We start from the raw sequence: 26,487 nt of genomic DNA on the forward strand, positions 1-26,487 counted from the left end.
CCGGGGCACCTCCCCGGGCGTGGCGGGGCGGGCGTTTGCTTTTTTCGGGGCGTTTGGGTGGGGGGGGGGGGGGGGGGCCCCCCCCCCCCCCCCCCCCCCCGGGGGGCGCGGGGGGGGAACCCCCCCCCCCCGCGCCTCGCTGAACTCCTCGTGCGGGCCTTCGGCGTCGCCGGACGCCGTCAGCGGTGCGACCGGTCAGGAGCAGGCCTCAGAAGCACTTGATCCTGCCGCAGTTGGGAACGGAGATCTTGTGCTGGGTGCCGGCCCTCCACTCCAGGCGCGGGACCAGACCGATCCAGGTGAGCAGCCCGCCCATGCCGATCGCGGCCAGGTTCTGGTCGCTCCACCAGACCGAGAGCGTTCCCGACTGGTTGATCTCCAGCCAGGCGTTGGTGTAGCCGTTGGTGCCGGAGGACCAGCAGGACTGGTTGCCGACGCCGTAGACGACGAAGTTGCCGTCCGTCTGCATGGTCGCCCGGGTGCCGCAGCCGGCGGTGTTCGGAGCGCTCCACTCCTTGACCCGGTGCTCCTGGCCGAGCTCGTCGACGCTCGTGTACCAGAGCGCCAGTTCGCCGTTGTCCTCCATCTTCAGGACGGTCCACTGATCCGGGTTGCCGGTGGCCTCGAAGGTCTGGCCGCGGCAGATGGTGAAGTTCCGCCACATCCAGGAGCCCTGGCGCTCCGCGCCGGGAGGCTGGAGGGAGCAGTCGGAGGACGGCTGGCCACCACCGGTGTTGCCGCCGCCACCGCCGCCACCGGTGTTCCCGCCACCGCCGCCACCGCCGCCACCGGTGTTCCCGCCGCCGGAGCCGCCGCCGGCACCGGGGGTCGGGCCGTTCTGGACGTTGTCCATGCGCCAGCGCTGCTTGTCGGAGCCGTCGCACCGCCACACCCCGAGCTGCTCACCGGCGTTGTTCGCGGTGAGGCAGCCGCCGTCGGTGGCGCTGACGATCCAGTACCAGCCGTTGCCCGCGTCGCGGAAGGACCAGCGCTGGTTGGCGTTGCCCTGCTGGTTCTGCGTCAGGTGGGTGCGGTGGTTGCCGGGGTCGTGGTCCATCACCATGCCCTGGCCCGGCGCGGCCTTGCCGTCCGTGAGCAGGGTCTCGACGATCCACTGACCGTTGCCCGCGTCCCAGAACGCCCACCGCTGGGCGGCGTTGCCGTTCCCGCCCAGTGCCTTGATCGAGGTGCCGGAGGCGGTGCTGCCGCCGTCGAGGTCGGCGACCATCCCGTTGTTGTTCGAGCGGAGCGTGGCGACCTGGCTGCTGCCGATGTTCGGGCCGACCACCGGACCACCGGGCGACCCGCCGGAGGATCCGCCGCCGGGCTGGGGCTGCGGCTGGGGAGCGGACGGCCCCTGGGCCACGTTGTCGAGGCGCCACTTCTGGCGGTCGCTGCCGTCGCAGGGGCTGATGGCGAGGGCTTCGCCGGGGTTGTTGGCGGTGAGGCAGTTGTTGTCGGTGTCGCTGGTGATCCAGTACCAGCCGTTGCCCGCGTCGTGGAAGGCCCAGTGCTGGTTGGCGTTGCCGTCCATCACCCGGATCAGGTGGGTGCGGTGGTTGCCGGGGTCGTGGTCCATGACCATGCCCTGGCCGGCGGCGGTCTTGCCGTCGGTCAGGAGGGTTTCGATGATCCAGCGTCCGTTCGCGGTGGCCCAGAAGGCCCAGCGCTGGGCGTCGTTGCCGTTGGCGCCGAGCGCCTTGATCGACCTACCGGAGTTGGTGGTGCCGCCGTCGAGGTCCGCGACCATCCCGTTGTTCGCGGAACGCAGCGTCGCGACCCGGTTGTCCGCGACGCCCGGGTTGACGACCTGGCCGGTGGCCGGGTTCGGCGGGTTGGGGCCCTGCGCGAGGTTGTCGAGGCGCCACTTCTGGCGGTCGCTGCTGTCGCAGGGGCTGATGGCGAGGGCTTCGCCGGGGTTGTTGGCGGTGAGGCAGTTGTTGTCGGTGTCGCTGGTGATCCAGTACCAGCCGTTCCCGGCGTCGTGGAAGGCCCAGTGCTGGTTGGCGTTGCCGTCCATCACCCGGACCAGGTGGGTGCGGTGGTTGCCGGGGTCGTGGTCCATGACCATGCCCTGGCCGGCGGCGGTCTTGCCGTCGGTCAGGAGGGTCTCGATGATCCAGCGTCCGTTCGCGGTGGCCCAGAAGGCCCAGCGCTGGGCGTCGTTGCCGTTGGCGCCGAGCGCCTTGATCGACGTGCCCGAGCCGGTGGTGCCGCCGTCCAGGTCCGCGACCATCCCGTTGTTCGCCGAACGCAGCGTCGCCACCTGGTTGTTGCGGACACTGGGATTGACGACCGGGCTGTCGGCCGGGTTCGGCTGGCCCGGTTGACTCGGCTGACCCGGCGGGTTCGGTCCGTTGGCGACGTCACCGAGGCGCCACTTCTGGCGGTCGCTGCCGTCGCAGGGGCTGATGGCGAGGGCTTCGCCGGGGTTGTTGGCGGTGAGGCAGTTGTTGTCGGTGTCGCTGGTGATCCAGTACCAGCCGTTCCCGGCGTCCTGGAAGGCCCAGTGCTGGTTGGCGTTGCCGTCCATCACCCGGACCAGGTGGGTGCGGTGGTTGCCGGGGTCGTGGTCCATGACCATGCCCTGGCCGGCGGCGGTCTTGCCGTCGGTCAGGAGGGTCTCGATGATCCAGCGTCCGTTCGCGGTGGCCCAGAAGGCCCAGCGCTGGGCGTCGTTGCCGTTGGCGCCGAGCGCCTTGATCGAGGTGCCCGAGCCGGTGCTCGCACCGTCCAGGTCCGCCACCATCCCGTTGTTCCCGGAGACGAGGGTGGAGACCTGTCCGGCCCCGATGCCGGGGTTGACCACCGGGCCGGTGCCCGGCTTCGGCGCGGGCGGCTGGGTGGCGCGGGGCGGGACGGTGCCCAGGCCCCAGCGCTGCGAGTCGGACGCGTTGCAGTCCCAGATCTGCAGGGCGGTGCCGTTCGCGGAGTTGCCGCCGGTGACGTCCAGGCACCTGCCCGAGGCAGGGTTGACGAGCGAGAAGTTGTCGCCCTGCTGCCAGTTCTGGGCAGTGGTGCCGTTGCAGGTGTACAGGTCGACCCGGGTGCCGCGGCCGGTGAGGCCTCCGGTCACGTCCAGGCACTTGTCGAACGCCTTCAGGGTGAAGACGCCGCTGGTCGCGGACGGGGTCCAGCGCTGGGAGCGGGTGTTGTTGCAGTCGTACAGGTCGATCGGGGTCTTGTCGGTCGTGATGCCTCCGGTGACGTCCAGGCACTTGCCCGGGAACGCCGAGTAGACGGGTACCGAGCCGGCGCCGCCGCCGTCGCTGCCGGTGGGGCCGGTCAGGCGGAACTTCTGGCGGTCGGAGCCGTCGCAGGTGCCGACCGTCAGCGGCTGGCCGGAGGCGGACAGGGTCAGGCAGCCGCCGCCGTCACCGTTGGTGACCGTCGACCAGCCGTTCCCGGCGTCGGCGAACTTCCAGAGCTGGTTCGTGCGGTCCGCCGCCACCGCCTGGAGCTCGGTGCGGTGGGCGGAGGTGTCCTGCCCGAGGACGAGCCGCTCCTCCGGGCGGTTTCCGCCGTACGTGAGCCGGGTCTCGATCAGCCAGTTGCCGTTGCCCCGGTCCCAGAACGCCCAGCGCTGGGAGTCGGTCGGGTTGGGCTGCCACGCCTGGACGGGCGTGCCCACGGCGGGCACGCCGCCGCGTACGTCCGGCACCAGTTGGGGGTCGGCGGCGGAGACGAGGCCGATCCCCTGGGTCGGCTCCGCCGGCGAACCGCCGCCGGGGCCGCTGCCGGGCCAACTGGGCCCGCCGGGGCCGCTGCCGCCCCAGGAGGGCAGGCTGGGCAGCCAGGGGAAGCCGATGATCGGGATGCCGGGGAGCGAGGGCAGGGACGGTCCCGGTCCCCCTCCGGGCGTGCCACCGGGATCGGGATCGCCGGGGCCGGGCGTGGTGTCGTCGCTGGCCGGATGGTTGGTGTCCGCCGGCTCGCACTTGTCCGGCTGCTCCGGGGCCTTGGGCGGATTGGCGGACGCGGCGGGGTCGTTCGGGAAGCCCGAGGTGGTCGGCCACGGCACGTTCGGCAGACCGGGTAGCGAGGGCCACGGGATCCTCTGGAAGCCCGGGACGGACGGCCAGTTCCAGAAGGGCTGGTCCGGCACCGAGGGCCACGGGACGGACGGGAACGACGGCGCGCCCGGCCACGTGATCTTCGGCATGGCGGGGTGGCCGGGGAACGGAACGGTCGGATTGCCGGGGACGGAGGGCCACTTGACCTGCGGGAACCCGGGAACGGTCGGCCAGGCGAGGCCCGGGTGGTCCGGGATCGCCGGGTCGGTGATCGCGGGGAGGCCGGGGATCAGGGCGGTGCCGTCGTCGTTCCCGTTGCCGGGCAGCGGAAGCACCGGCCACGGGACGTCGGGGTGCCCGGGCATCGCGGGCCAGGGGGTGGTCGGGAAGCCCGGCACGGAGGGCCAGGTCGCCTCGGGGTGGCCGCCGATCGTCGGCCACGGTCGGCTCGGCACGGTCGGGAACCCGGGCCAGCGGACCTCCGGCAGGTCGGGGTGGCCGGGCATCGGGACGTTCGGGTAGCCGGGGACGGACGGCCAGGGGATGGCCGGGTGTCCGGGCAGGGACGGCCAGGTCAGCTCGGGGTGGTCGGCCACGGCCGGCCACGGGGTGTCCGGGAAGCCCGGAACGGCGTGACCGGGCCCGTTGCACGGCATGGACAGCCGCCACCGCTGCCGGTCGGACCCGTCGCAGTCCTTCGTGGTCAGGCCGGCCCCGTCCGTCGAGGCGGTGAGGCAGGCCCCGGTGGACGCGGCGGTGATCCGGTACCAGCCGTCCTCGTCGGCGGGGGTGAACCGCCAGCGCTGGCCCGGACTGCCGTCGGGCTTTCCGGTCGCGTCGTTCTCGATCGGGCGGATCGCCACCTGGTCGCCGTAGGTGGGGAGGCCGAGCACGCTGCCCTGTCCTGCGGGGGTGGTGCCGTTGGTCAGCCCGGTCTCGATCACCCAGGTGTCGTCGGACTTCTGCCAGGTCGCCCAGTTCTGCTGCGGGGCACAGGCGGGAGCGGCGGCGCGCACCCCCGTTCCGGCGGCCGGTGAACCGCCCGTCACGTCGGCGACCAGGTTGCCGGAGGCCGAGGTCAGGACCGAGGTCCTGCCGTGCTGCGGTGCCGAGGTGTCGGTGCTCGCAGGTGTCTGCAGGGCGGTGGTGTCGGACGCGGTGGTGTCGGATGCGGTGGTGGCGACGGCCGGTACGGCCGCGGCGCGGGGAAGCGGCCGAAGGCCCGGCGGACAGTTGTCCCGCCGGTTCTGCCGGCGTTGGGGATCCTGTTCCAGCCGGAACCCGACGGGCCGGTGGTCGGACTGGACGTCGTTGAAGAACCCCTGGACGAAACCGGTGTACTCCTGGGCCACGCCCGCCGGGGGGTCACTCGCGACCATGTAGTCCAGTTCGCGTTCCCCCACCGGGCTTGTCGGCCGGGTCTCCTGGCCGCTCCGTATCGCATGCCACCAGGGGTGCGCCGTGAGCGCCGCGGCCAGAGTCGCCGGCTTGCGGTTGAAGTCGCCCATGACCGCCCACTTCTGCCCCTGCCTCGCCGCGTTGACCGCCGTGAGCTGGTCGACGGCGTCGTCACCGCCGTCCGTGAGCATGTGCGCGCTGTAGAACCAGGTGTCACCGAGCTTGAGCCCCAGCATGGGCTTCGGATACTTGCCGCGAACGTCGAAGTCGTCCCGCCAGCCGATGACGTCGACCTGACCCTGCCCGTCGCGGACGTCCAGATCCGTGTGGGTCATGAACGCGATGTTCGTGCCACGGCTGTCGGTATTGAGGTAGTAGACGTAGACGCTGTCCGCGTCCGGGGCTTGACGGCCCTGGACTCTCCATTCGTGCTTGTACACGGAGTACGTGTTGTTCCTGGTTCCTCCGAATCGAAGGAAGGTCCCGATGTCGTCCGGGTCGTTGGGCACCGGCGAGTAGAGGTCGTAGCCCCTCGGTGCGGTGATGTTGTCCGGCACCTCCTGGAGGGCCACCGCCTCGCGCCCCGGGAGGAGATAGGTCAGCGCGGTCTGCCAGTTCTTCTTCTTCCGCTGCATGTTCCAGGTCGCCACCGAGTGGTCGGCCACGGCGGCGGACGCCGACGAGGTGAGCACCGGGAGGAACTGCATCATCGTGGCGAGCAGGGCCAGGACCAGGACGACCGTCGTACCCGATGCCCGGGGCCGAGTTCGGAACGGTGATGTCGCCGGGTTTCGTACCGGCCGTGGTGGGCTGTGGTGTTCGAGCATGCCGTCCTCACATCGCGGGAACTGGACCGGCTCCCGCAGACGCGGTTCGCCGACCGGCACCGAACCAGGCGGACGTATACACGGCATCTACACGGCATCAACAGCCGAACGACGTCGCGCGGGGGGAACACCAGCGGGCCTGCGCCGCCGCAACCCGCGAAGGCCCGCCCCTGGCGGCTTCCAGGGGGCGGGCCTTCGCGGGGTGTGGAGTGCGGTCAGGCGACGACCGCCTGGGCGTCGATCTCCACCAGCATGGGCTCCTGGGGCAGTTCGACGAAGATCGTGGTGCGGCAGGGCTTCACGCCGCCCGGCGCGATGTTCTCGTCGATGAACTCGGCGTAGACCTCGTTCATCAGCGGGAAGTCCGCGCGCTTGGTGAGGTAGACGCGGAACATGACCACGTCCTCGACGGTCGCGCCGCCGGCCTCGACGATGGCCTTGACGTTCTCCAGGGTGCGGCGGGTCTGGGCCTTCACGTCGCCGTGGTGCAGGTACTCGCCGGTGGCCGGGTCCTGCGGGCCCTGGCCGGAGACCTGGAGGATGGGGCCCTTGCGGACGCCCTGGGAGAACATCCAGGCGGGCGCGGGGGCGCCGTCGGTGCGGATCTCGGTCTTCTCGGTCTTCTCGGAGGACATCGGGTTCCAGGCTCCTTGCAGTGGGTGACGGTTCGTCAGTTGTGGTCGGGGCGGCCGCAGTCGGCGGAGATCGCGCGGGTGGTGGCGAGCAGCTGGGGCAGGAGGTCCAGCACCTGCTCGTACGGGAGGAGGACGTCGGGCACGGAGATCGAGGCGGCGGCGATCACCCGGCCGCCGACCTCCCGGATCGGCGCGGCCACGCAGTTGATGAACGCCTCGTGCTCGGCGTGGTCCTGTGCCCAGCCCTGGACGGCGACCTTCTCCAGCTCGGAGAGCAGCGCCTCGGGGGAGGTGATCGTGTGCGGGGTGTGGGGGGTGAAGTCGATCCCGGCGACGACCCGGCGGCGCTCGGGCAGCGGCAGGTCGGCGAGCAGCACCTTGGAGACGGCGGCGCTGTGGAGGGCGGCGCGCAGGCCGATCCGCGAGTACATCCTGACCGGGTGGCGGGAGTCGAACTTGTCGATGTAGACGACCTCGCCGCCCTCGTACGCGGCCAGGTGCACGGTCTGGCCGGTGGCGGCGTTGAGCTCGGCCAGGTGCGGGGCGGCGATGCGGCGGATGCCGCGCTGTTCCAGGGCGAGGCCGGAGAGCGCGAACAGGCCCGCGCCGAGGTGGTAGCGGTAGCCGGCGTCCCGGTAGACGAACCGTTCCTCCTCCAGGCTCTGGAGCAGGCGCAGCACGGTGGTCTTGTGCACGCCGAGCACCTCGGCGAGCTGGTCGAGGGAGCGTTCGCCCTCCCCGAGTTCGGCGAGGATGCGCAGGGCGCGGGTGACGGTCTGGCTCATCGGGCTCGGCTCCGGGGGTCGGGGTTCCCGCTCATTGTGCCGCCCGGTCGCGTGCTGCCAGGTCGGTGGCCGGGCCGCAGCGCAGCGCGGGGCAGGTGATGCCCTCCGCGCTGACGCGGGTGGCGGCCCAGTCGGCGGCGGAGGCGTCGAGCAGCGCGGTGAGCACCGGGGCGGGCGGCAGTTCGGCCTGGTCGCCGGGGGCGGTGAGCGCGCAGGCGGCGCTGAGGTGGCCGAGGCGCAGCCGCCTGCGCTGGTCCAGGCCGTGGACGGTGCCGGCGAGGTAGCCGGCCGCGAAGGCGTCGCCGGCGCCGGTGGCCTCGACGACCTCGACGTCGAGCGCGGGTTCCGTCACGGCCGTCCCGTCGCGCTCCAGCGCGGTGACGGCGCGGGCGGCGTCCTTGACCACCACCGTCGCGGGGCCGGGGAAGCGGCGGCGCAGGGCGGCCGCGTCGCCGGTGCCGAAGGCGTCCTCGGCCTCGTCGGCCCCGAGCAGCAGGACGTCGGCGGCGTCCAGCAGGGGCGGCAGGACGGAGGGGTCGCGCTCGCGCCACAGGGCCGGGCGCCAGTTGAGGTCGAAGCTGACGATCCGGCCCGGGTGGCGGTCGGCGAGGAGGGCGCGCAGCAGGGCCAGGCAGTCGTCGGAGAGCGCGGCGGTGATGCCGGACAGGTGCAGCAGGCGGGCGCCGGCGAGCAGGGCGGCGGCGGCCGGGTCGGTGAGCAGGGCGGGGGAGAGGGCGGCGGCGGCCGAGCCCCGGCGGTGGTAGTGCAGGCGGCTGCGGCCGGGGCCGAGGTCGTGGTGGTGGCCGGAGGCGCCGCCGACCTCCTTGAGGTACAGGCCCGTCGGGCGGTGCGGGTCGACGGCGACGGCGGAGACGTCCACGCCGCGCGCGGCGACCTCGGCGAGCAGCCGCCGGCCGAAGCCGTCGTCGCCGACGCGGCTGATCCAGGCGGTCGGCACGCCGAGCGCGGCGAGTGCGCCCGCCACGTTGGACTCGGCGCCGCCCACGGAGAGGCGGAAGTTCTCGACGGCCTCCAGGGGGCCAGGGCGGTCCGGGAGCAGGACGGCCATCGACTCGCCCACACAGACCGCGACGGCGGGAGGGCCTGGTCGGGGCGGGGGCGGGGTGTCCTGTCGCGGCATCTGCTGGGGCTCCTCGTCCGGCTGGTCCGGCAAGCGGTGGTGACGGTTCCGTTGACCCTGATCCGGCGCCGATGCTAGAACCGTGATGCCAGCATGTGCAACCCTCGTTGCGCATGTTGCAACACGGCAGATGGAGGAACATGGTGGAGCAGACCTTCGCGCACAGCGTCCGCGGGCCCGGTATCGCCGAGGGCGCGGTGGCCGCCCTCGCCGAGGAGACGCTGGACTGGAGGTTCAAGGCCGCCCCGCCGCAGTCGTGGGGCCGGACCGTCCACGACTGGCTCGCCACCGGACCGACCCTCGGCGACCTCGGCACCCCGCTGCTCACCCTCGACGCCGGCGCCCTCGAACACAACCTGCGCACCATGGCCGACTGGTGCGCCGACGCCGGCGTGGCCCTCGCCCCGCACGGCAAGACCACCATGGCCCCCGCCCTCTGGCAGGCCCAGCTCGCCGCCGGCGCCCACGGCATCACCCTCGCCAACCTCCCGCAGGTCCGCGTCGCCCGCGCCTTCGGCGTGCGGCGCATCCTGCTCGCCAACACCCTGCTCGACCCGGCCGGGCTCGGCTGGCTCGCCGCCGAACTCGCCGACGACCCGGCCTTCGCCTTCGTCTCCTGGGTCGACTCCGTCGAGAGCGTCCGCCTGATGGACGAGGCGCTGCGCGCCGCCCGCGTCGAACGGCCCGTCGAGGTGCTCGTCGAACTCGGCGGCCCCGGCGGGCGCACCGGCGCCCGGGGCGTGGACGCCGCCGTCGAGGTCGCCGCCGCCGTGCTGCGCGCGCCCGGCCTGCGCCTGGCCGGGGTCGCCGGGTACGAGGGCGCGCTCGCCCACGACGCCGCCCCCGAGGCGCTGGCCGCCGTCCGCGCCTACCTGAAGGACCTCGCCACCCTCCACGGACGGCTCTCCCGCGCCTACCCCGACGACGCCCGGCCCGTGGTCACCGCCGGCGGCAGCGCCTACTTCGACCAGGTCGTCGAGGAGTTGGCCGGTCTGCCCGACGCCCTCGTCCTGCTGCGCTCCGGCGCCTACCTCGCCCACGACGACGGCTTCTACCGCGGCATCTCGCCCTTCGTCCGGAGCGCCGGTACGGCCCCGCTGCGCGGCGCGCTGCACGGCTGGGCCCGGGTCGTCTCCCGCCCTGAGCCCCAACTCGCGCTGCTGGACGCCGGAAAGCGCGACCTGCCCTTCGACGAGGGCCTGCCCGAGCCCCAACGCGTACGCGGCGGAGCCGAGTTGACGGGCACCGCCGCCCGCGTCACCGCGCTCAACGACCAGCACGCCTTCCTGCGGGACGCGGGCGACCTCGCCCCCGTCGGCGCAGTGCTGCGCCTCGGCGTCTCGCACCCGTGCACCGCCTTCGACAAGTGGACGGCGATCCCGGTGCTGGACTCGGCGGACGCCGACGAGCCGAAGGTGACCGGTCTGATCAGGACATTCTTCTGATGGGCAGGGCTCTCATGGGCAGGGCTCCGATGGCGGGCGTCGGAGCGACCGTCTTCCGGGGCGCCACCGTCGTGGACGGCACCGGCGTCGAGCGCCACCGGGCGGACGTACGGATCGAGGGCGGCCTGATCACGGAGGTCGGCCCGAGGCTCGACGCCCCCGAGACGGTGGACGCGGACGGGCTGGTCCTCACCCCCGGCTTCATCGACATGCACGCCCACTCCGACCTGGCCCTGCTGCTCGAACCCGAGCACCCGGCCAAGGTCACCCAGGGCGTCACCTGCGAGGTCCTCGGCCAGGACGGGCTCTCCTACGCCCCGGTCGACGACACCACCCTGCCCGCGCTGCGGCGCCAACTCGCGGGCTGGAACGGCGATCCGGACGGCTTCGACTGGGACTGGCGCGGCGTCGCCGGCTACCTCGACCGGATCGACCGCACCGGCGTCGCCGTCAACGCCTGCTACCTCGTCCCGCACGGCTCCCTGCGGATGCTCGCCATGGGCTGGGCCGACCGCGCGCCGAACCCGGCCGAACTTGACCGGATGCGCCAGCAGTTGGCCAAGGGCCTGCTGGAGGGCGCGGTCGGCATGTCCAGCGGCCTCAGCTACACCCCCGGGATGTACGCCGACACCGCCGAACTCGTCGACCTGTGCGTCGTGGTCGCGGCCTACGGCGGATTCCACGCCCCGCACCAACGCTCGTACGGGCGCGGCGCGTTGGAGGGGTATGCGGAGATGGTGGAGATCGCCCGCCGCAGCGGCTGCGCCCTGCACCTCACCCACGCCACGATGAACTTCGGCGTCAACGAGGGGCGCGCCGGCGAGTTCCTGGACCTCCTCGACGAGGCGCTGGTGGACGGCGTCGACCTCACCCTGGACAGCTATCCCTACCTGCCCGGCTCCACCACCCTGGCGGCCCTGCTGCCTGGTTGGGCCACCGAGGGCGGCCCGGAGGCCACCCTGCGGCGGCTGGCCGACCCGGCCGTCCGGGAGCGGATCAGGTACGAGGTGGAGGAGAAGGGCAGCGACGGCTGCCACGGCGTGGTCACCGACTGGGCCACCATCCAGATCTCCGGCGTGCGTTGGCCCGGTCTGGCGGCCGCGGTCGGTCGTACGGTGGCCGAACTCGGCGCCGAACAGGGGATCACCGGGACGGAGGTGTTCCTCGACCTGCTGGTGCGCGACGAGTTGGCGACCACCATCCTCCAGCACGTCGGCCACGAGGAGAACGTCCGGGCGATCATGCGCCACCGCGCCCACACCGTGGGCAGCGACGGCCTGCTCGTCGGCGCCCGCCCGCACCCGCGCGCCTGGGGCACCTTCCCCCGCTACCTCGGCCACTACAGCCGGGAGTCGGGGGTGCTCACCCTGGAGGAGACGGTGGCCCGGATGACCGGCCGCCCGGCCGCCCGCCTCGGGCTGCACCGGCGCGGGCGGATCGCCCCCGGCTACCACGCCGACCTGGTGCTCCTGGACCCGGAGCGCGTCCGGGACGCCGCCACCTTCGAACAGCCCCGGCTGCCCGCCGAGGGCATCGAGCACGTCTACGTCAACGGCACCGCCGTCGTCCGGCAGGGCCGCACCACGGGCGCCAGGCCCGGGCGCGCCCTGCGCCGCACCGATCGAGGGACCATGGCCCTGTGAGCACTCTCCCCGTGAGCACGCTGACCGACGAACTGCGCGAGGACCCGGTCATCGCCGTCGTCCGCGCCCCCCGGATACCGGACGCCGCCGCACTGTGCGCCGCGCTGGCCGAGGGCGGGATCGGCATCACCGAATTCACCTACACCACCAGGGATGTGACGGACCATCTGAAGCGCGCCTCCGGCGCCGGCTGGAAGGTCGGCGTCGGAACGGTGCTGACGGCCGAGCAGGCCGAGCGGGGGATCGCGGCCGGGGCCTCCTTCCTGGTCACCCCCGGCTGCCGGCCCGAGGTCGCGCAGGCGGCGCGGGCCGCCGGGGTGCCGGTGGTGCTCGGCGCGCTGACCCCGACCGAGGTCGCCCAGGCGGTGGACCTCGGGGCCGCCGCCGTCAAGATCTTCCCGGCCCGGGCGTTCGGGCCCGGTTACTTCAAGGACCTGCGCGGCCCCTACCCCGGCGTGCCGCTGGTCGCCTCCGGCGGCGTCAGCGCGGCCAACGCGGCCGAGTTCCTGGCCCAGGGCGCCCTGGCGGTCTGCGCGGGCACGGAGGTGGTGCCCCCGGAGGCCGTCGCGGCGGGGGACTGGGCGGAGATCACCCGGCGGGCCCGGGCCTTCACCGAGGCCTGCGGCGTCGTGCGGGCCTAACCGGACGCTCGAGCCCCGGTGGACAGGGCGGGCCCGGGCGTACGGGCAGGTCGCGGCGGGCTGTCGGGGCGGGCGGGATTGGACGAGAATCGATGGCACCCGGAGCCCGGCGGCCTTCCCTCGGGAGGGGCGCGGCCCCGGGTGCTGAGCCGAAAGACACGGCCTCGGCCGTTCGCAGCCCCGGACCCGGCAGGAGGACCCGCCCCATGACCGCGACCCGCCCAGGCCCCTCGTGGCTCGCCGACGCCGTGCTCTACCAGATCTACCCGCAGAGCTTCGCGGACTCCGACGGCGACGGCATCGGCGACTTCGCCGGGATCACCGAGCACCTCGACCACCTCGCCTGGCTCGGCGTCGACACCGTCTGGCTCAACCCCTGCTTCGCCTCGCCCTTCCGCGACGCGGGCTACGACATCACCGACTACCTCGCCCCGGCGCCCCGCTACGGCCGGACCGAGGACCTGGCGGCGCTCGTCGAGGCCGCCCGCCGCCGGGGCGTGCGCGTCCTGCTGGACCTCGTCGCCGGCCACACCTCCGACCGCCACCCCTGGTTCCTGGCCGCCGCCGAGGACCCGTCCGACCACCGCTACATCTGGTCCGACCGGCAGGTGGACGGCTTCGTCGCCTCGCCCGGCAGCCGACCCGGCTGGTACCGGCCGAACTTCTTCGACTGCCAGCCAGCCCTCAACTTCGGCTACGCGCGCGGCAGTTCAGAGGAGCCCTGGCGCCAGCCGGTGGACGCCGAGGGCCCGCGCGCCAACCGGGCGGCCCTGCGGGAGATCATGGAGCACTGGCTGGGCCTGGGCGTGGCCGGCTTCCGGGTGGACATGGCGTACTCGCTGGTCAAGGACGACCCGGACAAGGCCGAGACCACCAAGCTCTGGACGGAGCTGCGCGACTGGCTCGACCGCGCCCACCCCGAGGCCGCCCTGTTCGCCGAGTGGGGCGACCCGGCCGCCGCCGTCGCCGCGGGCTTCCACGCCGACTTCTTCCTGCACTTCGGCGGCGAGGACGACGGGCTGCCCCTGCGCTCCCTCTGGAACAACAACGGCGGGACGGTCGAGGAGTCCTGGCACCAGGACGCCTGCTACTTCGAGGCCGAGGGCCGCGGCACCCCGCAGCCCTTCCTCGACGCCTGGCGCTCCGCCGCGGGCCTCACCCGGGGCAGCGGGCAGATCGTCCTGCCGAGCGCCAACCACGACTTCTCCCGCCTCGCCACCGCCCCGCGCACCGCCGAGCAACTCGCCCCCGCCTTCGCCCTGTTGCTCACCTGGCCGACCCTGCCCGCGATCTACTACGGTGACGAGATCGGCATGCGCTACCTGCCCGGCCTGCCGGACGCCGAGGGCAGCGTGCTCGGCCCGCGCTTCAACCGGGCCGGTTCGCGCACCCCGATGCAGTGGACGCCGGGCCCCACGGCCGGGTTCTCCAGCGCCCCGCCCGAGCGGCTCTACCTGCCCGTCGACCCGGACCCGCACCGGCCCGACGTCCTCTCGCAGCGCGCCGACCCGACCTCCCTGCTGCACACCGTCCGGCGGCTGATCGCGCTGCGCCGCTCGCACCCGGGGCTGGGCCCGTCGGGGTCGGTGGAGGTGCGGCACGCCGGGTACCCGCTGGTGTACCTGCGGGACGGGCGCTACCTGGTGGCCGTCAACCCGCGCCGCGAGCCGGGGGCCGTCGCGGTGCCGCAGGGGCGGAAGGCGCGGGCGCTGGACGCCCAGGGGGTGCGGGCGGTGGACGGGGAACTGCGGGCCGACGGGTTCTCGTACGGGGTGTTCGAGCTGAGCTGATGCCCCCGGGGTGACCGGGCCGGCTTCCGGGCGATGTCAGACGGTTGTAAGCTACATCCACCGATGGTTGCATTTGCCACCCTCATTGGTTGTAAAAGCCATCCATTCTGGAGACTCGGAGAACGGTACGGACCCCATGAGCACACCCCACACCCCCGCCGCAGCGCCCACCCCGGGGCACGCGCTCAAGCACCTCGCCGTCCACCTGCTCACCCCGCTGCTCATGTGCCTGGGCATGGCGCTCGCCTACCAGGGCGCCTTCCACCAGCCCGAGCCGCACCACCTCAAGGTCGCCGTCGTCGGCACCACCGCCCAGGCGGACGGCCTGGCGCAGACGATCCGCGCCAGGGCCGGCGAGGCGCTCGACGTCCGTACGCTGCCCGACCGCGCCACCGCCGAGCGGCAGTTGCGCGACCGCGACCTGGTCGGCGCCTTCGTGCCGGACGCGAAGAGCCCTGAACTGATCGTCGCCAAGGGCAACTCGGACACCTCGGTGGTGGCCGCGACCGCCGTCTTCAGCACCGTCACCGACCGTCAGGGCGTCCCGCTGCACGTCACCGACCTGACCCCGCTCGCCTCGGGTGACCCGACCGGCCAGGGCCTGTTCTTCCTGCTGGTCGCGCTGAGCATCGGCTCCTACGCGAGCGTCGCGGTGATCGGCGCCGCCGGGGCCGGGCTGAGCATGCGGTTGCGGGCGCTGGTGGGCGTGGCCGTCTCGCTGGTGGTGAGCGTGATCGGGATCGTCACGGCCGGGCCGGTGTTCCACGTCGTCGAGCACGACCTCGCGGCGGTCTGGGCGCTCGGCTGGCTGTACTCGGCGGGCATCGTGCTGGTCGGCATCGGCCTGCACAGCTTCCTCAGGCGGTGGACCACGCTGACGCTGATGGTGCTGTTCGTTATGCTGAACTTCACCTCCTCCGGCGGGATCTACCGGCCCGAGCTGCAGAACGGATTCTTCGGCGGGCTGCACGGCTTCTGGAACGGCGCCGGCTTCATGGAGGGCGTGCGCAGCCTCCTGTACTTCGACGGCGGCGCGGGCTTCGGCGGGCACCTGGTGACGCTGGTGGTGTGGCTGCTGCTCGGCGGGGCGGCGATGGTGGCCGCGGCGCTGTACGAGGGCCGGGGGCGGCGCCCGGTGGAGACGGCGGCGGAGGCCGAGGAGGAGATGGGGGAGGCGGCCGCGGCGGCGGTCTGACCTCCGTAGGGACCTCACCCGGGGCCGGGGCATCGACGACGGGTGAAATTATCCGAATTCGGGTGAAAAGCCCCTGGTGCAACAGCTCGGAGAAGCGCATGATGAGAGATGGACCTGTGAGGTAGCTGAAGGAGTTCGACCGCAGGAGGCAGGGGCGACGGATCGGAAGGATCAGGGTCCGCCGCTGAGCGACTACCTCGGTCGACGATCGAACTACCGGCCGGAGGGCGTCAGTCGAGCCCGGAGGCCACCCCCGCCTCACAGGTTCCACGCGTCCACGGAGCATCCCCTCGGCTCCGTGGACGCGGTCGTGTCCGGCTCAGGCGTGTCCGGATAAGGCCCTCAGGCTCCGATCCTCACGACGTGGGCCAGCCGTCCACGAAGCTCAGGGTCCGGTGGTACGGCCCCTCGGGCCCGGTGCTGCGGTAGTCCTCGGTGCTGCTGCCGGTGCGGACGGTGCGGTCCCCGTCGTGGCGCTGCGCCGTCGGCCGCAGGGTGTGGTCGACGATGGCGCGGTCGGTGACGTGGCCGCCCGTGGCGCCGGTGGTCTCGCGGTGGTAGCCGAGGTCCATGGCGGTGCGCTGGTCGGTGTTCCCGGCGGCGTCGTGGGTGACCAGGTAGGTGACGTCCAGCGGTTCGCCCTCGTGGACGGTCATGGTGCGGTGCGGGCCCGAGCCCCAGGTGCTGGTGCTGCGGGTGAGGTCGGCGCGGTTGTGGAGGGTCACGTCGTTGCCGGTGTCGCGCAGCCGCTGGGCGGAGCTGAAGGCGAGGTCGTCACGGACCTCGGTGGTGACCCGGCCGTGCGAGGTCTGGACCCAGCCCCGGGCGAGGTCGTGCCGGGCGGCGGTGACCGTCCAGTCGCCGCTGCCGCCGCGGTGGTCGGAGAGGTCCGTGGTCACCTCGGCCTCGGGGGCCACGCGGTGCTCGGTGAGCGCGCCGGTCGTGCGGGCGGTGCCGTGGTCGGTCTCGGCGAGGAAGTTGACCTGGCCGGTCCAGAGGTCGTTGCTCTGCGCCTCGCTCGCGTTGACGGTGATCCCGAGGCTGTGCGGGCGCCCGTCCAGCAGCAGGCCGACGTACGGGGTGAGGTCGAGGCGGTAGGCGGGCAGGTCGAAGGCGAAGATGCCGGGGACGGGCCGCCAGAGCAGCGGGTCCCAGCCGCCGGTGTAGATCACCGGGTACGGCCAGACCGTGCCCGCGACCCGGCCGTCCACGCTGAGCCGCAGCTCGCGGAACGGGCCCTTGCCGCAGATGCCGCTGCCCGGGTTGGCGGCCGCGAAGGCGTCCGGCGCGGAGGCGTACGCGAACTCCTCGCAGGCGCCGCCGCCCCGGGCGTACACCTCGGCGGTGAGGCGTTCGAGGTTCTGCGGGAAGGTCAGGCTGCCGGTGGCGGTCGGGGTGGCCTGGGCGAGGGCGAACGGGCCGGTGGTGAGCACCTGGTCGGGGGTGCGGGCGGCGGGCCGGTGCGCGTCCGCCGTGTAGAAGGTGAGGCTCGCGCTGATGGTGAAGACACCGGTGTAGGTGGCGTCGGTGACGTTGGCGAGATCGAAGGAGAAGGACTGCGGGCCGGCCGCGAACAGGGGCGCGTAGCGGGTCAGGTCGTGTTCGAGGCGCCACTCGATGCCGTCCTTGGACGGCTCCGGGGTGGAGGACAGCAGCACCTGCACGCCGCCGACGCGGACGCCGAACATCCGGTCGAACTGCCGCCCGGCGACCTGGCCGTGGAGGTCCATGACCACGGCCGACCAGGGGCCGGCGCAGTCGGCGGGCGGGGTGAGGGTGGTGGTGTACGGGGTGTCGGGCGGGTTGCCGTACCCGTTGCGGAACTGCCGTTCGTGCATCACCTCGACGGTGCAGGCACGGGTGTCGGGGCGGGTCAGCGGGCGGGTGGCGGTGACGGGATCGTGGTAGTCGGTGCCGAAGTCGGCGTGCGCGGGGCCGGCGGCGGTGAGGCTGCCGGCGAGCACGAGGGTCGCGGCGCCGAACAACCGGGCGGCGCGGCGGAGCAGTTGGCGGACGGCCAAGGTCGGTTCCCGGGGTCGGGCGGCCCGGGGCGCGGGCCTCGGGCCGGGTGGGTGATCCGGGCATCCTTCCGGTGGTGGCATGTGAGGGTCAAGGGTGGGGGCGGCGGCGATGCGGCGGGCTGTTGCGGCGTCAGGGGAGGTGGGGGTGGGGGTACGTGGGTGCGAGGAGGCCCTCTGGATTCCGGTGCGCACCGTGCCTACGCTGAAGCCCCCGTCGCCCCCGTCCCAGTGGTACCCCCGGTACCCCTGGCACCCCCGGCACCCCCGGCATCCCTAGGAGAGCGCGCACCATGACCCCACCGCCCGCCCGCCGCCCCGCCGCCCGCTCCCCGCAGGCCGTCCACGTCGCCGAGGAGGTCGAGCGGGCCGTGGCCGAGGGCCGGCCCGTGCTCGCCCTGGAATCGACGATCTTCACCCACGGCCTGCCGCGCCCGCGCAACCTGGACGTCGCGCTGGAGGCGGAGCGGCAGCTGCGCGAGTCGGGCGTCGTGCCCGCGACCATCGGCGTGCACGCCGGGGTGCCCACGGTTGGGCTGAGCACCGAGCAGATCACCGAACTCGCCGCCACCGACGGCCTGGACAAGGTCAGCCTGCGCGACCTGCCCGTGGTCGCCGCGCTCGGCCGCCACGGCGGCACCACCGTCGCCGCCACCGCCTTCCTCGCGCACCGCGCGGGCGTGCGGGTCTTCTCCACCGGGGGCCTCGGCGGCGTCCACTTCGGCGCCTCGGAGAGCTTCGACGAGTCCGCCGACCTGACCACCCTGGCCGCGACGCCCGTCACCGTGATCAGCGCCGGAGTGAAGTCCATCCTCGACATCCGGGCCACGCTGGAGCGGTTCGAGACCCTCAACATCCCGGTCCTCGGCTACCGCACCCTCAGGTACCCCGGCTTCTACGTCACCGACTCCGGGCACACGGTCAACTTCAGCGTCGACTCGCCCGAGCAGGCCGCCGCCGTCATCGAGGCCCGCGACCGGCTCGACCTGCCGCAGGCCGTCCTGATCGCCAACCCCGTCCACCCTGACAAGCAGCTGCCGCCCGAGGAGCTGGACGGCATCCTCGCCCGCGCCTGGGCCGAGGCCGAGCGCCAGGGCGTCACCGGCAACGCCTCCACGCCCTTCCTGCTCGACTTCATCCAGCGCGACACCGGCGGGCGCAGTCTGGAGGTCAACGTCGAGGTCTACCGGGGCAATGTGCGCCTCGGCGGCGAGATCGCCACCGCGCTGGCTGTCACCGCGCCTGCTGGGGCCTGACCGTGCTGGGGGTGCTCGGCGACCTCGTCGAGGACATCGTCGTCTGGGTGGACGGCCCGCTGCGCCACGGCACCGACTCCGGCGCCCGGATCTTCCGCCGGCGCGGCGGCAGCGCCGCCAACGTCGCCTGCTTCGCCGCCGGGCAGTACCCCGTCCGCTTCCTCGGCTGCGTCGGCCCGGATGCGACGGGCGAGGCCGTGGTCGCCGAACTCGACGGCCACGGCGTGGACGTACGCGTCCAGCGGCGCGGCCGCACCGGCACCATCGTGGTGCTGATCGACCAGGACGGCGAGCGGACCATGCTGCCCGACCGGGGCGCCGCCACGCTGCTGGAGCCCGTCCCCGGGGAGTGGCTCGAGGGCCTGACCCACCTGCACGTGCCCGGGTACTCCTTCGACGGCGAGCCGGTCGGCGGCGCCGCCGTGGACGCGCTGCGGCGCGTCCGGCGGGCCGGGGGCACCACCTCGGTGGACGCCTCCTCCACCGGGATGCTCGAACAGTACGGGCGGGAGCGCTTCCTCGCGCTGCTCGGCGAGTTGGCGCCGACCTTCCTGTTCGCCAACCGATGGGAATCGGCCTGCCTGGGGCTGCTCGTCGACGGCCTGCCGGGGCCGCAGCGCGCCCGGCTGGCGGCCACCACGGTCGTCACCAAGGCGGGGGCGGAGGACACCACGGTCGACGTGCCCGGACGGGTGCCGTTCACGGTGGCGGTGCCGCCGGTGGCCGAGGTGCGCGACCTCACCGGGGCGGGGGACGCCTTCGCGGCCGGGTTCCTGGCGGCGTTCTTGGAGGGTGGGGGCCTGGAGGGCGGGCGCCCGGGGGACGGGCGGCGGCTGGAGGACGGGGACCTGCGGCGGGCGGTGGAGGCGGGGCACCGCAGCGCGGCCCGGGTGCTGGCCTCGCCGGGGGCGTCGGTGTCCGCCTGAACGGGCCGACCGGTCAGCGTCCCGGCTTGTGGAGGAAGCGCTTGAGGCGCTGCCAGGGCCAGGTGTTGATCACCTCCTCGGGGGTGAGCCAGCCGCGCTGCGCCGTGCCGATCCCGTAACGGGGGTAGGCGAGTTGGCCGGTGGCGTGGGCGTCGCTGTCGATCGAGAAGCGGACCCCGTGCTCCCTGGCGCGCAGCACGTCCTCGTCGCGCAGGTCGAGGCGCTGGGGCGAACTGTTGATCTCGATCGCGGTGCCGGTGCGGGCGGCGGCCGCGAACACCGCGTCCAGGTCCACGTCGATCGGCCCGCGGCGGCCGAGGCGGCGGGTGGTGAGGTGGCCGATGACGTTGACGTACGGGTTCTCGCAGGCGCGGACCAGGCGGCGGGTCTGGGCGGCACGGTCGAGGGCGAAGTGCGAGTGCACGGAGGCCACGCAGACGTCGAAGCCCGCCAGGAACTCGGCGGGCCAGTCCACGTCGCCCTCCGGGCCGATGTTCAGCTCGGTGCCGTGCAGCAGGCGCAACCTGCGGTGGCGGCCCGCCAGTTCGCGCAGCTGCTCGCGCTGGGCGAGCATCTTCTCGTCCGTCATCCGCTGCATCACCAGGTCGGGGGCGTGGTCGGTGACGGCGTAGTAGGAGTAGCCGCGGGCGGCGGCGGTGTCGATCATCTCGGTGAGGGTGGCCAGGCCGTCCGTGAGGTCGGTGTGGGTGTGCAGATCGCCGCGCAGGTCCGACTCCTGGACGAGGTCGGGCAGTTCACCGCGCAGGGCGGCCTCGATCTCGCCGCGGTCCTCGCGCAGCGGAGGGGCGATCCAGGGCAGGCCCAGCGCCGCGTACACCTCCTCCTCCGTCGCCGACACCACCTTCTCGCCGCTCTCGGCCTCGAACAGGCCGTACTCGGAGAGCTTCAGGCCCGCCCTGACGGCCATCGTGCGCAGCCTGATGTTGTGGGCCTTCGAGCCGGTGAAGTAGACCAGCGCCGCGCCCCAGTCCTCCTCGGGCACCACCCGCAGGTCGACCTGCACGCCCCGGTCGGTGCGCACCGAGGTCTTGGTCGGGCCGCTGCCGATCACCTCGGCCACGTACGGGAGTTCGGTGAGCGCGGCCATCAGCGGGGCGGAGTCGGCGGCCGTCGCCAGGACGTCGACGTCGCCCACCGTCTCGCGCATCCGGCGCAGCGAGCCCGCGTACGCGCAGCGGGTGCAGCCGGGCACCCGGGAGAGGGTGTCGACCAGCTGCTCGGCGAGCTCGGTGGCGGCGTCCAGGAGGGTGCGGCCGCCGGACTGCCGCATCAGCTCGATGCCGTGGAGGATCTTCTCGGCGCTGCGGTCGCCGAACCCGGCCAGGCCGGAGAGCTTGTCGGCGCGGATCGCGGCGGCGAGGTCGTCCACGGAGGAGAGGCCCAGGTCGCGGTGCAGGGCCAGGGCGCGCTTGGGGCCGACGCCGGGGACGGCGGTCATCTCCCGGACGCCGGACGGGATTTCGGCGCGCAGCTTGTCCAGGGCGGGGATGTGGCCGGTGGCGAGGTACTCGGCGACCTTCTCGGCGGTGGACTTGCCGACGCCGGGGATCTTCTGGAGCGCCTTGGCGTCCAGGCCCTCGATGTCGGCGGTGTGCTCGCCGACGGCCCGGGCGGCCTTCTCGTAGGCGCGGGCGCGGAAGGCGTCGCCGCCGGTGATGTTGATCAGGTCGGCGTACTCCTGGAGCAGCTCCCTGACCTGGTCGTTGAGCCGGGGCATGGGGTCAGTCTAGGTGCGGGGTGCGTGGGGCGGCCTGGCGAGCGGTGAACCCGCGGGGGCCGGCGGACGTGGGACGGGGTGGGAGCGGTGCACGCGGCCGGGCCCGTACCCCCCCGACCGGCGGGTGCGGGTCCGGCCGCTTGGCGGGGGCGGGCGCCCGGGCGGCAGCCCGGAGCCGGATTGTCACCCGGGCGGGTGAGGCGCAGGCTGGCTGGAGGGCCGGGTGGTCGGCCCGGTGCGGCCGTTGCGCGGCCGCCGGTGAGGCACGACGGCCCGTTCGCGGCCGCTGGTCAGGCACGAGGGGCAGGCAGGGCGATGGCACGCGGGAAACTCTGGGGCTACGTCGCTTCTGGGGCCCGGTCGGGAGCCCGGGCGCTCGGTGCGTTCGGCGGCGGGCGCGGGGGTGGGTTCAGCGGCGGCTTCGGCGGTTCGTTCGGCAAGCCGGGGCGTACGGGCGTGGCGGGCGACGGCCACCTGCGGGAGACGGCCGGCGGGTCGGCGGCCGAGGGCCTGGGGGCCGTGCGGCCGGGCGTGGTCGCCGGGCCCAGGGCGCTGACCGGGCCGGAACTCGACCGGCTGCGCTGGTCCGGACGGCAGGCGGGCTGCGGGCCGCTGGCGCGGCACGTCCAGGTGGCCGAGGTGCTGCGCCGGGTGGTGCGCGGCGGCGGCCGGGCGGCCGGGGTGACGGTGCAGGTGGCGGCCGGGCTGCCGGTGGTCGCCGGGGACGCGCGGCGGCTGGAGGCCGCGGTGGCCGGGCTGGTCGACCACGCGATCCGGCGCAGCCCGCTGGGCGCGCGGGTGTCGGTGCGGGCGGAGGTCGCGGGAGGGCTGCCGCAGGGGCTGGAGGGCGGGCCCGCGCGGCTCGGTGCGGGCGCGGGTGCCCCGGGCCGGGGCGGTGGTCGCGGCCGGGTGGAGATCCGGATATCGGACCGGGGCTGGTACGACGCGCCCCAGGCCGGGGAGTGGCTGCTGGCCGGGGTGCGGCAGGGGGCGCCGGTCGGGCCGGCGCTGCACAGCCTGGTGCTGGCGGCCGGCGCGCGGCTGGCGGTCGAGCCGACGCCGGGCGGCGGGCTCACGGTGGTGCTGCTGATGGCGGTCGCCCAGGAGTAGGAGGGCTCTCCGCTTCCTGCCGCCTCCTGCCGCTTCGTCCTGCGGAAACGTTCAACCGCACGGATTTCTTTGCAAAAAACCCTTTGCGAAGAAGTCTTTGCGGTCCTACGCTCCTGCCATGACCGAGAACCAGGGCTGGAAGCACAGCGACGAACGGCACCTCGCCATCACCGTCAAGGGCATGAAGGTGATGGCGCACCCGGTGCGCATGCAGTTGGTCAGCCTGCTGCGCGTGAACGGCCCCTCCACGGCGACGAAGCTCGCCGGCCAGCTGGGGCTCAACTCCGGAGCCACCAGCTACCACCTGCGCCAGCTCGCCGCCGCGGGCTTCGTGGAGGAGGACACCGAGCGCGGCAACGCCCGTGAGCGGTGGTGGCGCTCGGTGGCGATGCTCACCGTCTGGGAGGGGGAGGACCTGGCGGACGAGGACGTCGACACGGCGGTCGGCTTCCTGCGCGCGGTCCTGGCCACCTACGCCCACGCCGGCCAGCACACCCTGGACTCCTTCGAGGCCATGCCGCGCGAGTGGCGCGGGGCCACCGACCTCAGCGGCCGGATGCTGCGCCTGACCCCGGCGGAGGCGGAGCAACTGGCCCTGGATCTCAACGCCGTCCTCGACCGGTACCGCCGGCACGACGCCCAGGGGCCCGTGCCGGAGGGGGCCGAGCTCGTCCACGGCATCGTCCAGGTCCTGCCGGACCCGGCGCCCGCCGACTCGGGCGAGGGTCCGGTCAGCTCGGGCGAATCATCGGAGGGGGAGCAATGACGAGCACGGTGACGACCGGTCGGCCGGCCCGCAGCCTCCGGCCGCTGGCCGGGGTGCTGGGAGCCATGGCCGTGTCCCAGACCGGGACGAAGGTCTCGGCCATCGCCCTGCCCTGGTTCGTGCTGGCGACCACCGGCAGCGCCACGATGACGGGCCTGACCGCCTTCGTGGAGATGACGCCGTACGTGCTGTCCATGGCGCTGACCGGGCCGTTGGTCGACCGGCTCGGGCCGCGGGTGGTGTCCTGGACGACGGACACGGTCAGCGCGGTGGCCGCCCTGCTCGTCCCGGTGCTGCACGGGCAGGGGCTGCTGCCCTTCTGGCTGCTGATGGTGCTCGTCGCGGTGATCGGCCTGATGCGCGGCCCGGGGAACCTCGCCAAGTCCGTGATGGTCCCGGAGGCGTCCGACCGCGCCCGGGTCCCGCTGGAACGCGCCACCGGGCTCGCGGGCGTCACCGAACGGCTGGCGGGCACGGTCGGCCCGGCCGTCGGCGGCGGACTGGTCGCCCTGGTCGGCCCGATGGCCGGTCTGGTGCTCAACGCGGCCACGTTCGCGCTGGGCTCGCTGATCATCGCCGTCGCCCTGCCAGGCGGCATGGGGCGGGCGGCGGTCGCGGCGGATCCCGGAGAAGCGGGCGAGAACGAGAGCGAGGGCTACTGGCCGATGCTCCGGGCGGGGTTCGGATTCCTGCGCTCCGAGCCGCTGATGCTCGCGGTGATCGTGATGGTCGGCATCACCAACCTGCTGGACATGGGGTTCAGCGCCGTCCTCCTGCCGGTCTGGGCGCAGGACTCCGGCCACGGCGCGGGCGCGATCGGCCTGACCGGCACGGTCATGGGCGTCACGGCGGTCATCGGCAGCCTGATCGCGGCGGTCGTCGCCCACCGGATGCCCCGGCGGACGGTCTTCCTCCTCGGCTTCCTGGTCTGCGGAGCCCCGCGCTTCCTGGTGCTCGCCTCAGGCGCGCCCATGTGGGCGGTGCTCGCGGTCTTCGCGGTCGCGGGCTTCGGCTCCGGCTTCATCAACCCGATCCTCGGCGCGATCCTCTTCGAACGCGTCCCGCGCCACCTCCTCGGCCGGGTTCACGCCCTCGGCGACTCCCTCGCCTGGGCCGGCATCCCCCTCGGGGGCCTCATCGCCGGCGCGGCCGTCACCGGCACCGGCCTGATACCCGCCCTGGTCGCGGGCGGTCTGCTCTACCTCGCGACCACCACCCTCGCGGGCCTTCGCCCCGAATGGCGGGAGATGGACCGCCTCCGGGGCAAGGGCGCCGCGAGCACCGCCGAGCCGCCTCAGGCAGAACCCTTCGGCGCGGCCGACGCCGCACCGGCCGAGGTCGCACCGGCGGGCGGGGCCTGACAGGGCAGGGTGACGGAGACGCCCAGGCCCCGGCCCGGCTTTCCGTCGCCGATCAGGGAAACGGTGTACGGGTCCGACTCGTGGACCGCCGTGAACCCCGGGGTGGCCGGTGCGGTGGCCGAGCCGTCAGGGTCCGCGGTGACCTTGAAGCCCTCGCCGCCCAGCTTCTCCCGCAGGGCGCGGATCACGGCGGGGCGCTGGTCGTCCTGAGCCTTCAGCGTCGTCACGAAGGTGAGCTGGTACGGCTCGTTGCCGTCGGCGATGCCCGTTCCGCGCCCCGCGCACCGGTAGTAGCCGCTGATCTTGCCCCACGGGTCCGGCTCGAGGCCCGACAGCTCGCGCAGGTGGTCCTGGACCGTCGTCGCCCGCGCCATCGCGTCCTCCCGGGACTCGACGCGGGTGGGCGGGGCCGGCGTCTCCGAGTCGCCCATGCCGAGGAAGGAGCAGGAGCCGAGCAGAAGGGAGGCCGAGGCCATCAGCAGGGACGCTCTGGCGGTGCGTGCGGTCGTCGACGTCTTGAGCATTGGTGGTGGCTCCCCCGTGAACATGTGCGATCTGCCGGAACGGATGGTAGGGCAGCACCAGGGGGAGCCCGCACCCGGATTTCGGCGGACGCGAATGAGGCCCGGCGCCGCTGGGGCACCGGACCTCGTTCGTACGTGGAGCGCCAGGCCCGGGTTGCACGGACTCTTCCTACTGAAAGTAGGACGTGCTCTGGTAGCACCGCTGACGCCTGACGAGGAATCATCTCCCTCGCGGCGAAGAGAAGATTACCAGCTCACGACCCATGCCCCGAACCACGAACCAATCATGTGTTCGGAGTCCGACCGGACCACCGGAACAGGAGGATGCTCGCGAGGGCCGCGAGGGCACACCAGGTGGAGATGAACGCCAACTGCCAGAGCAACCCGCAGAGGAGGGCGCCGAAGCCGGTGACCAACCCGAGCCGCCGAAGCAGCCGGTCGCCGCTGAGCAGGAGCGCTCCGACAGTGGCGACCAGGTACCCGGAGAGCAGCACGGCCGGATGCGCCACCCCGACGCCGTAGGCGAGTGTGTGGCCGTGCACCGAGGCACTCACCGGGTGGGCGGCGACGGCGACGGAGAGCGGAACGGCCACCCCGAGCCCGAGCACGGCGAGGGCAGCCAGCGCCCGCCGGCGGGCGGGCCCGAGCGCGGCGGGGGCGGTCGGTGGTTGCCGGTAGGAGCGCTCGGAGGCTGCGCACCACACGCCGGTTGGGATGAGGACGGGCAGCAGCGGCAGGGCGATCGCGGCCCAGGCGGTGCGGGCCGCGCCGCCGAGGGCGTCCGGGAGCCGGCCGTCGGTGCTCAGCCAGACCAGCGCCTCGATCAGTTGGTGCAGGCCGAGGACCAGCGGCAGCGCGGCGAGCAGCAGACGCCCGGGCTGCCCGTGCCGCGCGGCCCGGGCCAGGCAGAGGACACCGACACCGGCGATCAACCCGCCGGCCACCAGGTCCACCTGCGCGCTCCAGCACATCGGCGGGCCTATGCGCCGCCGTCGGCGCGGCGGCCGGGGCCGTCCGGGGCGCCGGGTGGAGGCGGCGCGCCTGGGTGTCCGGGGGTGTTCGGTGTCGGGGGGTGGGGTGTGCCGGCGACGTGGTTGGGGCGGTCCGGGGTGCTGGGCGGATCCGGTTCGGCCGGATGGTCGGGGGTGGTCGGCGGCTGGGGGTGGGGTGTGCCGGCGGGGGTGTCCGGGGTGTGCGGGGTGTCCGGGGTGTCCGGTGACTCGGGGGAGTCCGGGGGGTCGAGGGGAGGGGCGCCGATGGATTCCAGGGTGTCGC

General features: G+C 73.8%; 18 protein-coding genes. 10 read left to right on the plus strand and 8 right to left on the minus strand.

Features of this window, described 5'->3' with window-relative positions; all coding sequences use genetic code 11:
• Window positions 1-208: 208 nt before the first annotated feature.
• The 4 genes from ACIBCA_RS30925 to ACIBCA_RS30940 all read right to left on the minus strand — a co-directional run bounded on the left by ACIBCA_RS30925 (window position 209) and on the right by ACIBCA_RS30940 (window position 8,799).
• The gene (locus ACIBCA_RS30925; protein ID WP_396286349.1) at window positions 209-6,121 is read right to left on the minus strand and encodes an RICIN domain-containing protein; all 5,913 of its coding nucleotides are present in this window, start codon (window positions 6,119-6,121) and stop codon (window positions 209-211) included.
• 332 nt (window positions 6,122-6,453) lie between these two features.
• Window positions 6,454-6,873 carry a RidA family protein gene (locus ACIBCA_RS30930; RefSeq protein ID WP_396286350.1) on the minus strand — a complete coding sequence of 140 codons (420 nt, stop codon included), beginning with the start codon at window positions 6,871-6,873 and terminating at the stop codon, window positions 6,454-6,456.
• Between the two features lie 35 nt (window positions 6,874-6,908).
• Entirely contained in the window at window positions 6,909-7,658 is a 750-nt protein-coding gene (locus ACIBCA_RS30935; RefSeq protein WP_396286351.1) for an IclR family transcriptional regulator, read from the minus strand.
• A gap of 31 nt (window positions 7,659-7,689) precedes the next feature.
• Window positions 7,690-8,799 (minus strand): sugar kinase, encoded by a 1,110-nt coding sequence (locus ACIBCA_RS30940; protein ID WP_396286352.1) that lies wholly within the window; start codon window positions 8,797-8,799, stop codon window positions 7,690-7,692.
• Window positions 8,800-8,939: 140 nt separating this feature from the next.
• Here ACIBCA_RS30940 and ACIBCA_RS30945 point away from each other — a divergent pair, with 140 nt between their 5' ends.
• From ACIBCA_RS30945 to ACIBCA_RS30965, 5 genes are all read left to right on the plus strand, one after another.
• Window positions 8,940-10,244 carry an amino acid deaminase gene (locus ACIBCA_RS30945; RefSeq protein WP_396286353.1) on the plus strand — a complete coding sequence of 435 codons (1,305 nt, stop codon included), beginning with the start codon at window positions 8,940-8,942 and terminating at the stop codon, window positions 10,242-10,244.
• 14 nt (window positions 10,245-10,258) lie between these two features.
• The gene (locus ACIBCA_RS30950; protein ID WP_396286515.1) at window positions 10,259-11,887 is read left to right on the plus strand and encodes an amidohydrolase family protein; all 1,629 of its coding nucleotides are present in this window, start codon (window positions 10,259-10,261) and stop codon (window positions 11,885-11,887) included.
• The gene (locus tag ACIBCA_RS30955) at window positions 11,884-12,528 is read left to right on the plus strand and encodes a bifunctional 4-hydroxy-2-oxoglutarate aldolase/2-dehydro-3-deoxy-phosphogluconate aldolase (protein WP_396286354.1); all 645 of its coding nucleotides are present in this window, start codon (window positions 11,884-11,886) and stop codon (window positions 12,526-12,528) included. Before ACIBCA_RS30950 ends, ACIBCA_RS30955 begins: the two co-directional genes overlap by 4 nt.
• A 206-nt stretch (window positions 12,529-12,734) precedes the next feature.
• A complete protein-coding gene (locus ACIBCA_RS30960) occupies window positions 12,735-14,318 on the plus strand; it encodes an alpha-amylase family glycosyl hydrolase (protein WP_396286355.1) in 1,584 nt (527 codons plus the stop codon).
• Window positions 14,319-14,454: 136 nt separating this feature from the next.
• A complete protein-coding gene (locus tag ACIBCA_RS30965; RefSeq protein ID WP_396286356.1) occupies window positions 14,455-15,513 on the plus strand; it encodes a hypothetical protein in 1,059 nt (352 codons plus the stop codon).
• 356 nt (window positions 15,514-15,869) lie between these two features.
• Here ACIBCA_RS30965 and ACIBCA_RS30970 read toward each other — a convergent pair whose 3' ends face one another.
• Window positions 15,870-17,534: a peptide-N4-asparagine amidase gene (locus tag ACIBCA_RS30970; RefSeq protein ID WP_396286357.1), complete on the minus strand. Its 1,665-nt coding sequence runs from the start codon at window positions 17,532-17,534 to the stop codon at window positions 15,870-15,872.
• A gap of 290 nt (window positions 17,535-17,824) precedes the next feature.
• Between ACIBCA_RS30970 and ACIBCA_RS30975 the strand changes: the two genes are divergently transcribed.
• Window positions 17,825-18,787 (plus strand): pseudouridine-5'-phosphate glycosidase, encoded by a 963-nt coding sequence (locus ACIBCA_RS30975; protein WP_396286358.1) that lies wholly within the window; start codon window positions 17,825-17,827, stop codon window positions 18,785-18,787.
• 11 nt (window positions 18,788-18,798) lie between these two features.
• Window positions 18,799-19,713 (plus strand): carbohydrate kinase family protein, encoded by a 915-nt coding sequence (locus tag ACIBCA_RS30980; protein WP_396286359.1) that lies wholly within the window; start codon window positions 18,799-18,801, stop codon window positions 19,711-19,713.
• Between the two features lie 13 nt (window positions 19,714-19,726).
• Here the strand turns inward: ACIBCA_RS30980 and polX are convergent, their stop codons facing one another.
• Window positions 19,727-21,451: a DNA polymerase/3'-5' exonuclease PolX gene (gene polX / locus ACIBCA_RS30985; protein WP_396286360.1), complete on the minus strand. Its 1,725-nt coding sequence runs from the start codon at window positions 21,449-21,451 to the stop codon at window positions 19,727-19,729.
• A gap of 315 nt (window positions 21,452-21,766) precedes the next feature.
• Between polX and ACIBCA_RS30990 the strand changes: the two genes are divergently transcribed.
• From ACIBCA_RS30990 to ACIBCA_RS31000, 3 genes are all read left to right on the plus strand, one after another.
• Window positions 21,767-22,561, plus strand: coding sequence for a hypothetical protein (locus ACIBCA_RS30990; protein WP_396286362.1), 795 nt, complete (start codon window positions 21,767-21,769; stop codon window positions 22,559-22,561).
• Between the two features lie 118 nt (window positions 22,562-22,679).
• Window positions 22,680-23,327 (plus strand): helix-turn-helix domain-containing protein, encoded by a 648-nt coding sequence (locus ACIBCA_RS30995; protein ID WP_396286363.1) that lies wholly within the window; start codon window positions 22,680-22,682, stop codon window positions 23,325-23,327.
• Window positions 23,324-24,688 (plus strand): MFS transporter, encoded by a 1,365-nt coding sequence (locus ACIBCA_RS31000; RefSeq protein WP_396286364.1) that lies wholly within the window; start codon window positions 23,324-23,326, stop codon window positions 24,686-24,688. The genes ACIBCA_RS30995 and ACIBCA_RS31000 overlap by 4 nt, the downstream gene beginning before the upstream one ends.
• On the opposite strand, the gene ACIBCA_RS31005 is transcribed toward ACIBCA_RS31000, so the two are convergent.
• The gene (locus tag ACIBCA_RS31005) at window positions 24,622-25,212 is read right to left on the minus strand and encodes a hypothetical protein (protein ID WP_396286365.1); all 591 of its coding nucleotides are present in this window, start codon (window positions 25,210-25,212) and stop codon (window positions 24,622-24,624) included. The two genes, ACIBCA_RS31000 and ACIBCA_RS31005, sit on opposite strands and share 67 nt — an antisense overlap.
• 284 nt (window positions 25,213-25,496) lie before the next feature.
• On the minus strand, window positions 25,497-26,183 hold the full coding sequence (locus ACIBCA_RS31010) for a DUF6629 family protein (protein ID WP_396286366.1): 687 nt from the start codon (window positions 26,181-26,183) through the stop codon (window positions 25,497-25,499).
• Window positions 26,184-26,487: the final 304 nt, after the last annotated feature.

The sequence above is a fragment of the Kitasatospora sp. NPDC051170 genome, assembly GCF_044455705.1.
Taxonomy (GTDB): domain Bacteria; phylum Actinomycetota; class Actinomycetes; order Streptomycetales; family Streptomycetaceae; genus Kitasatospora.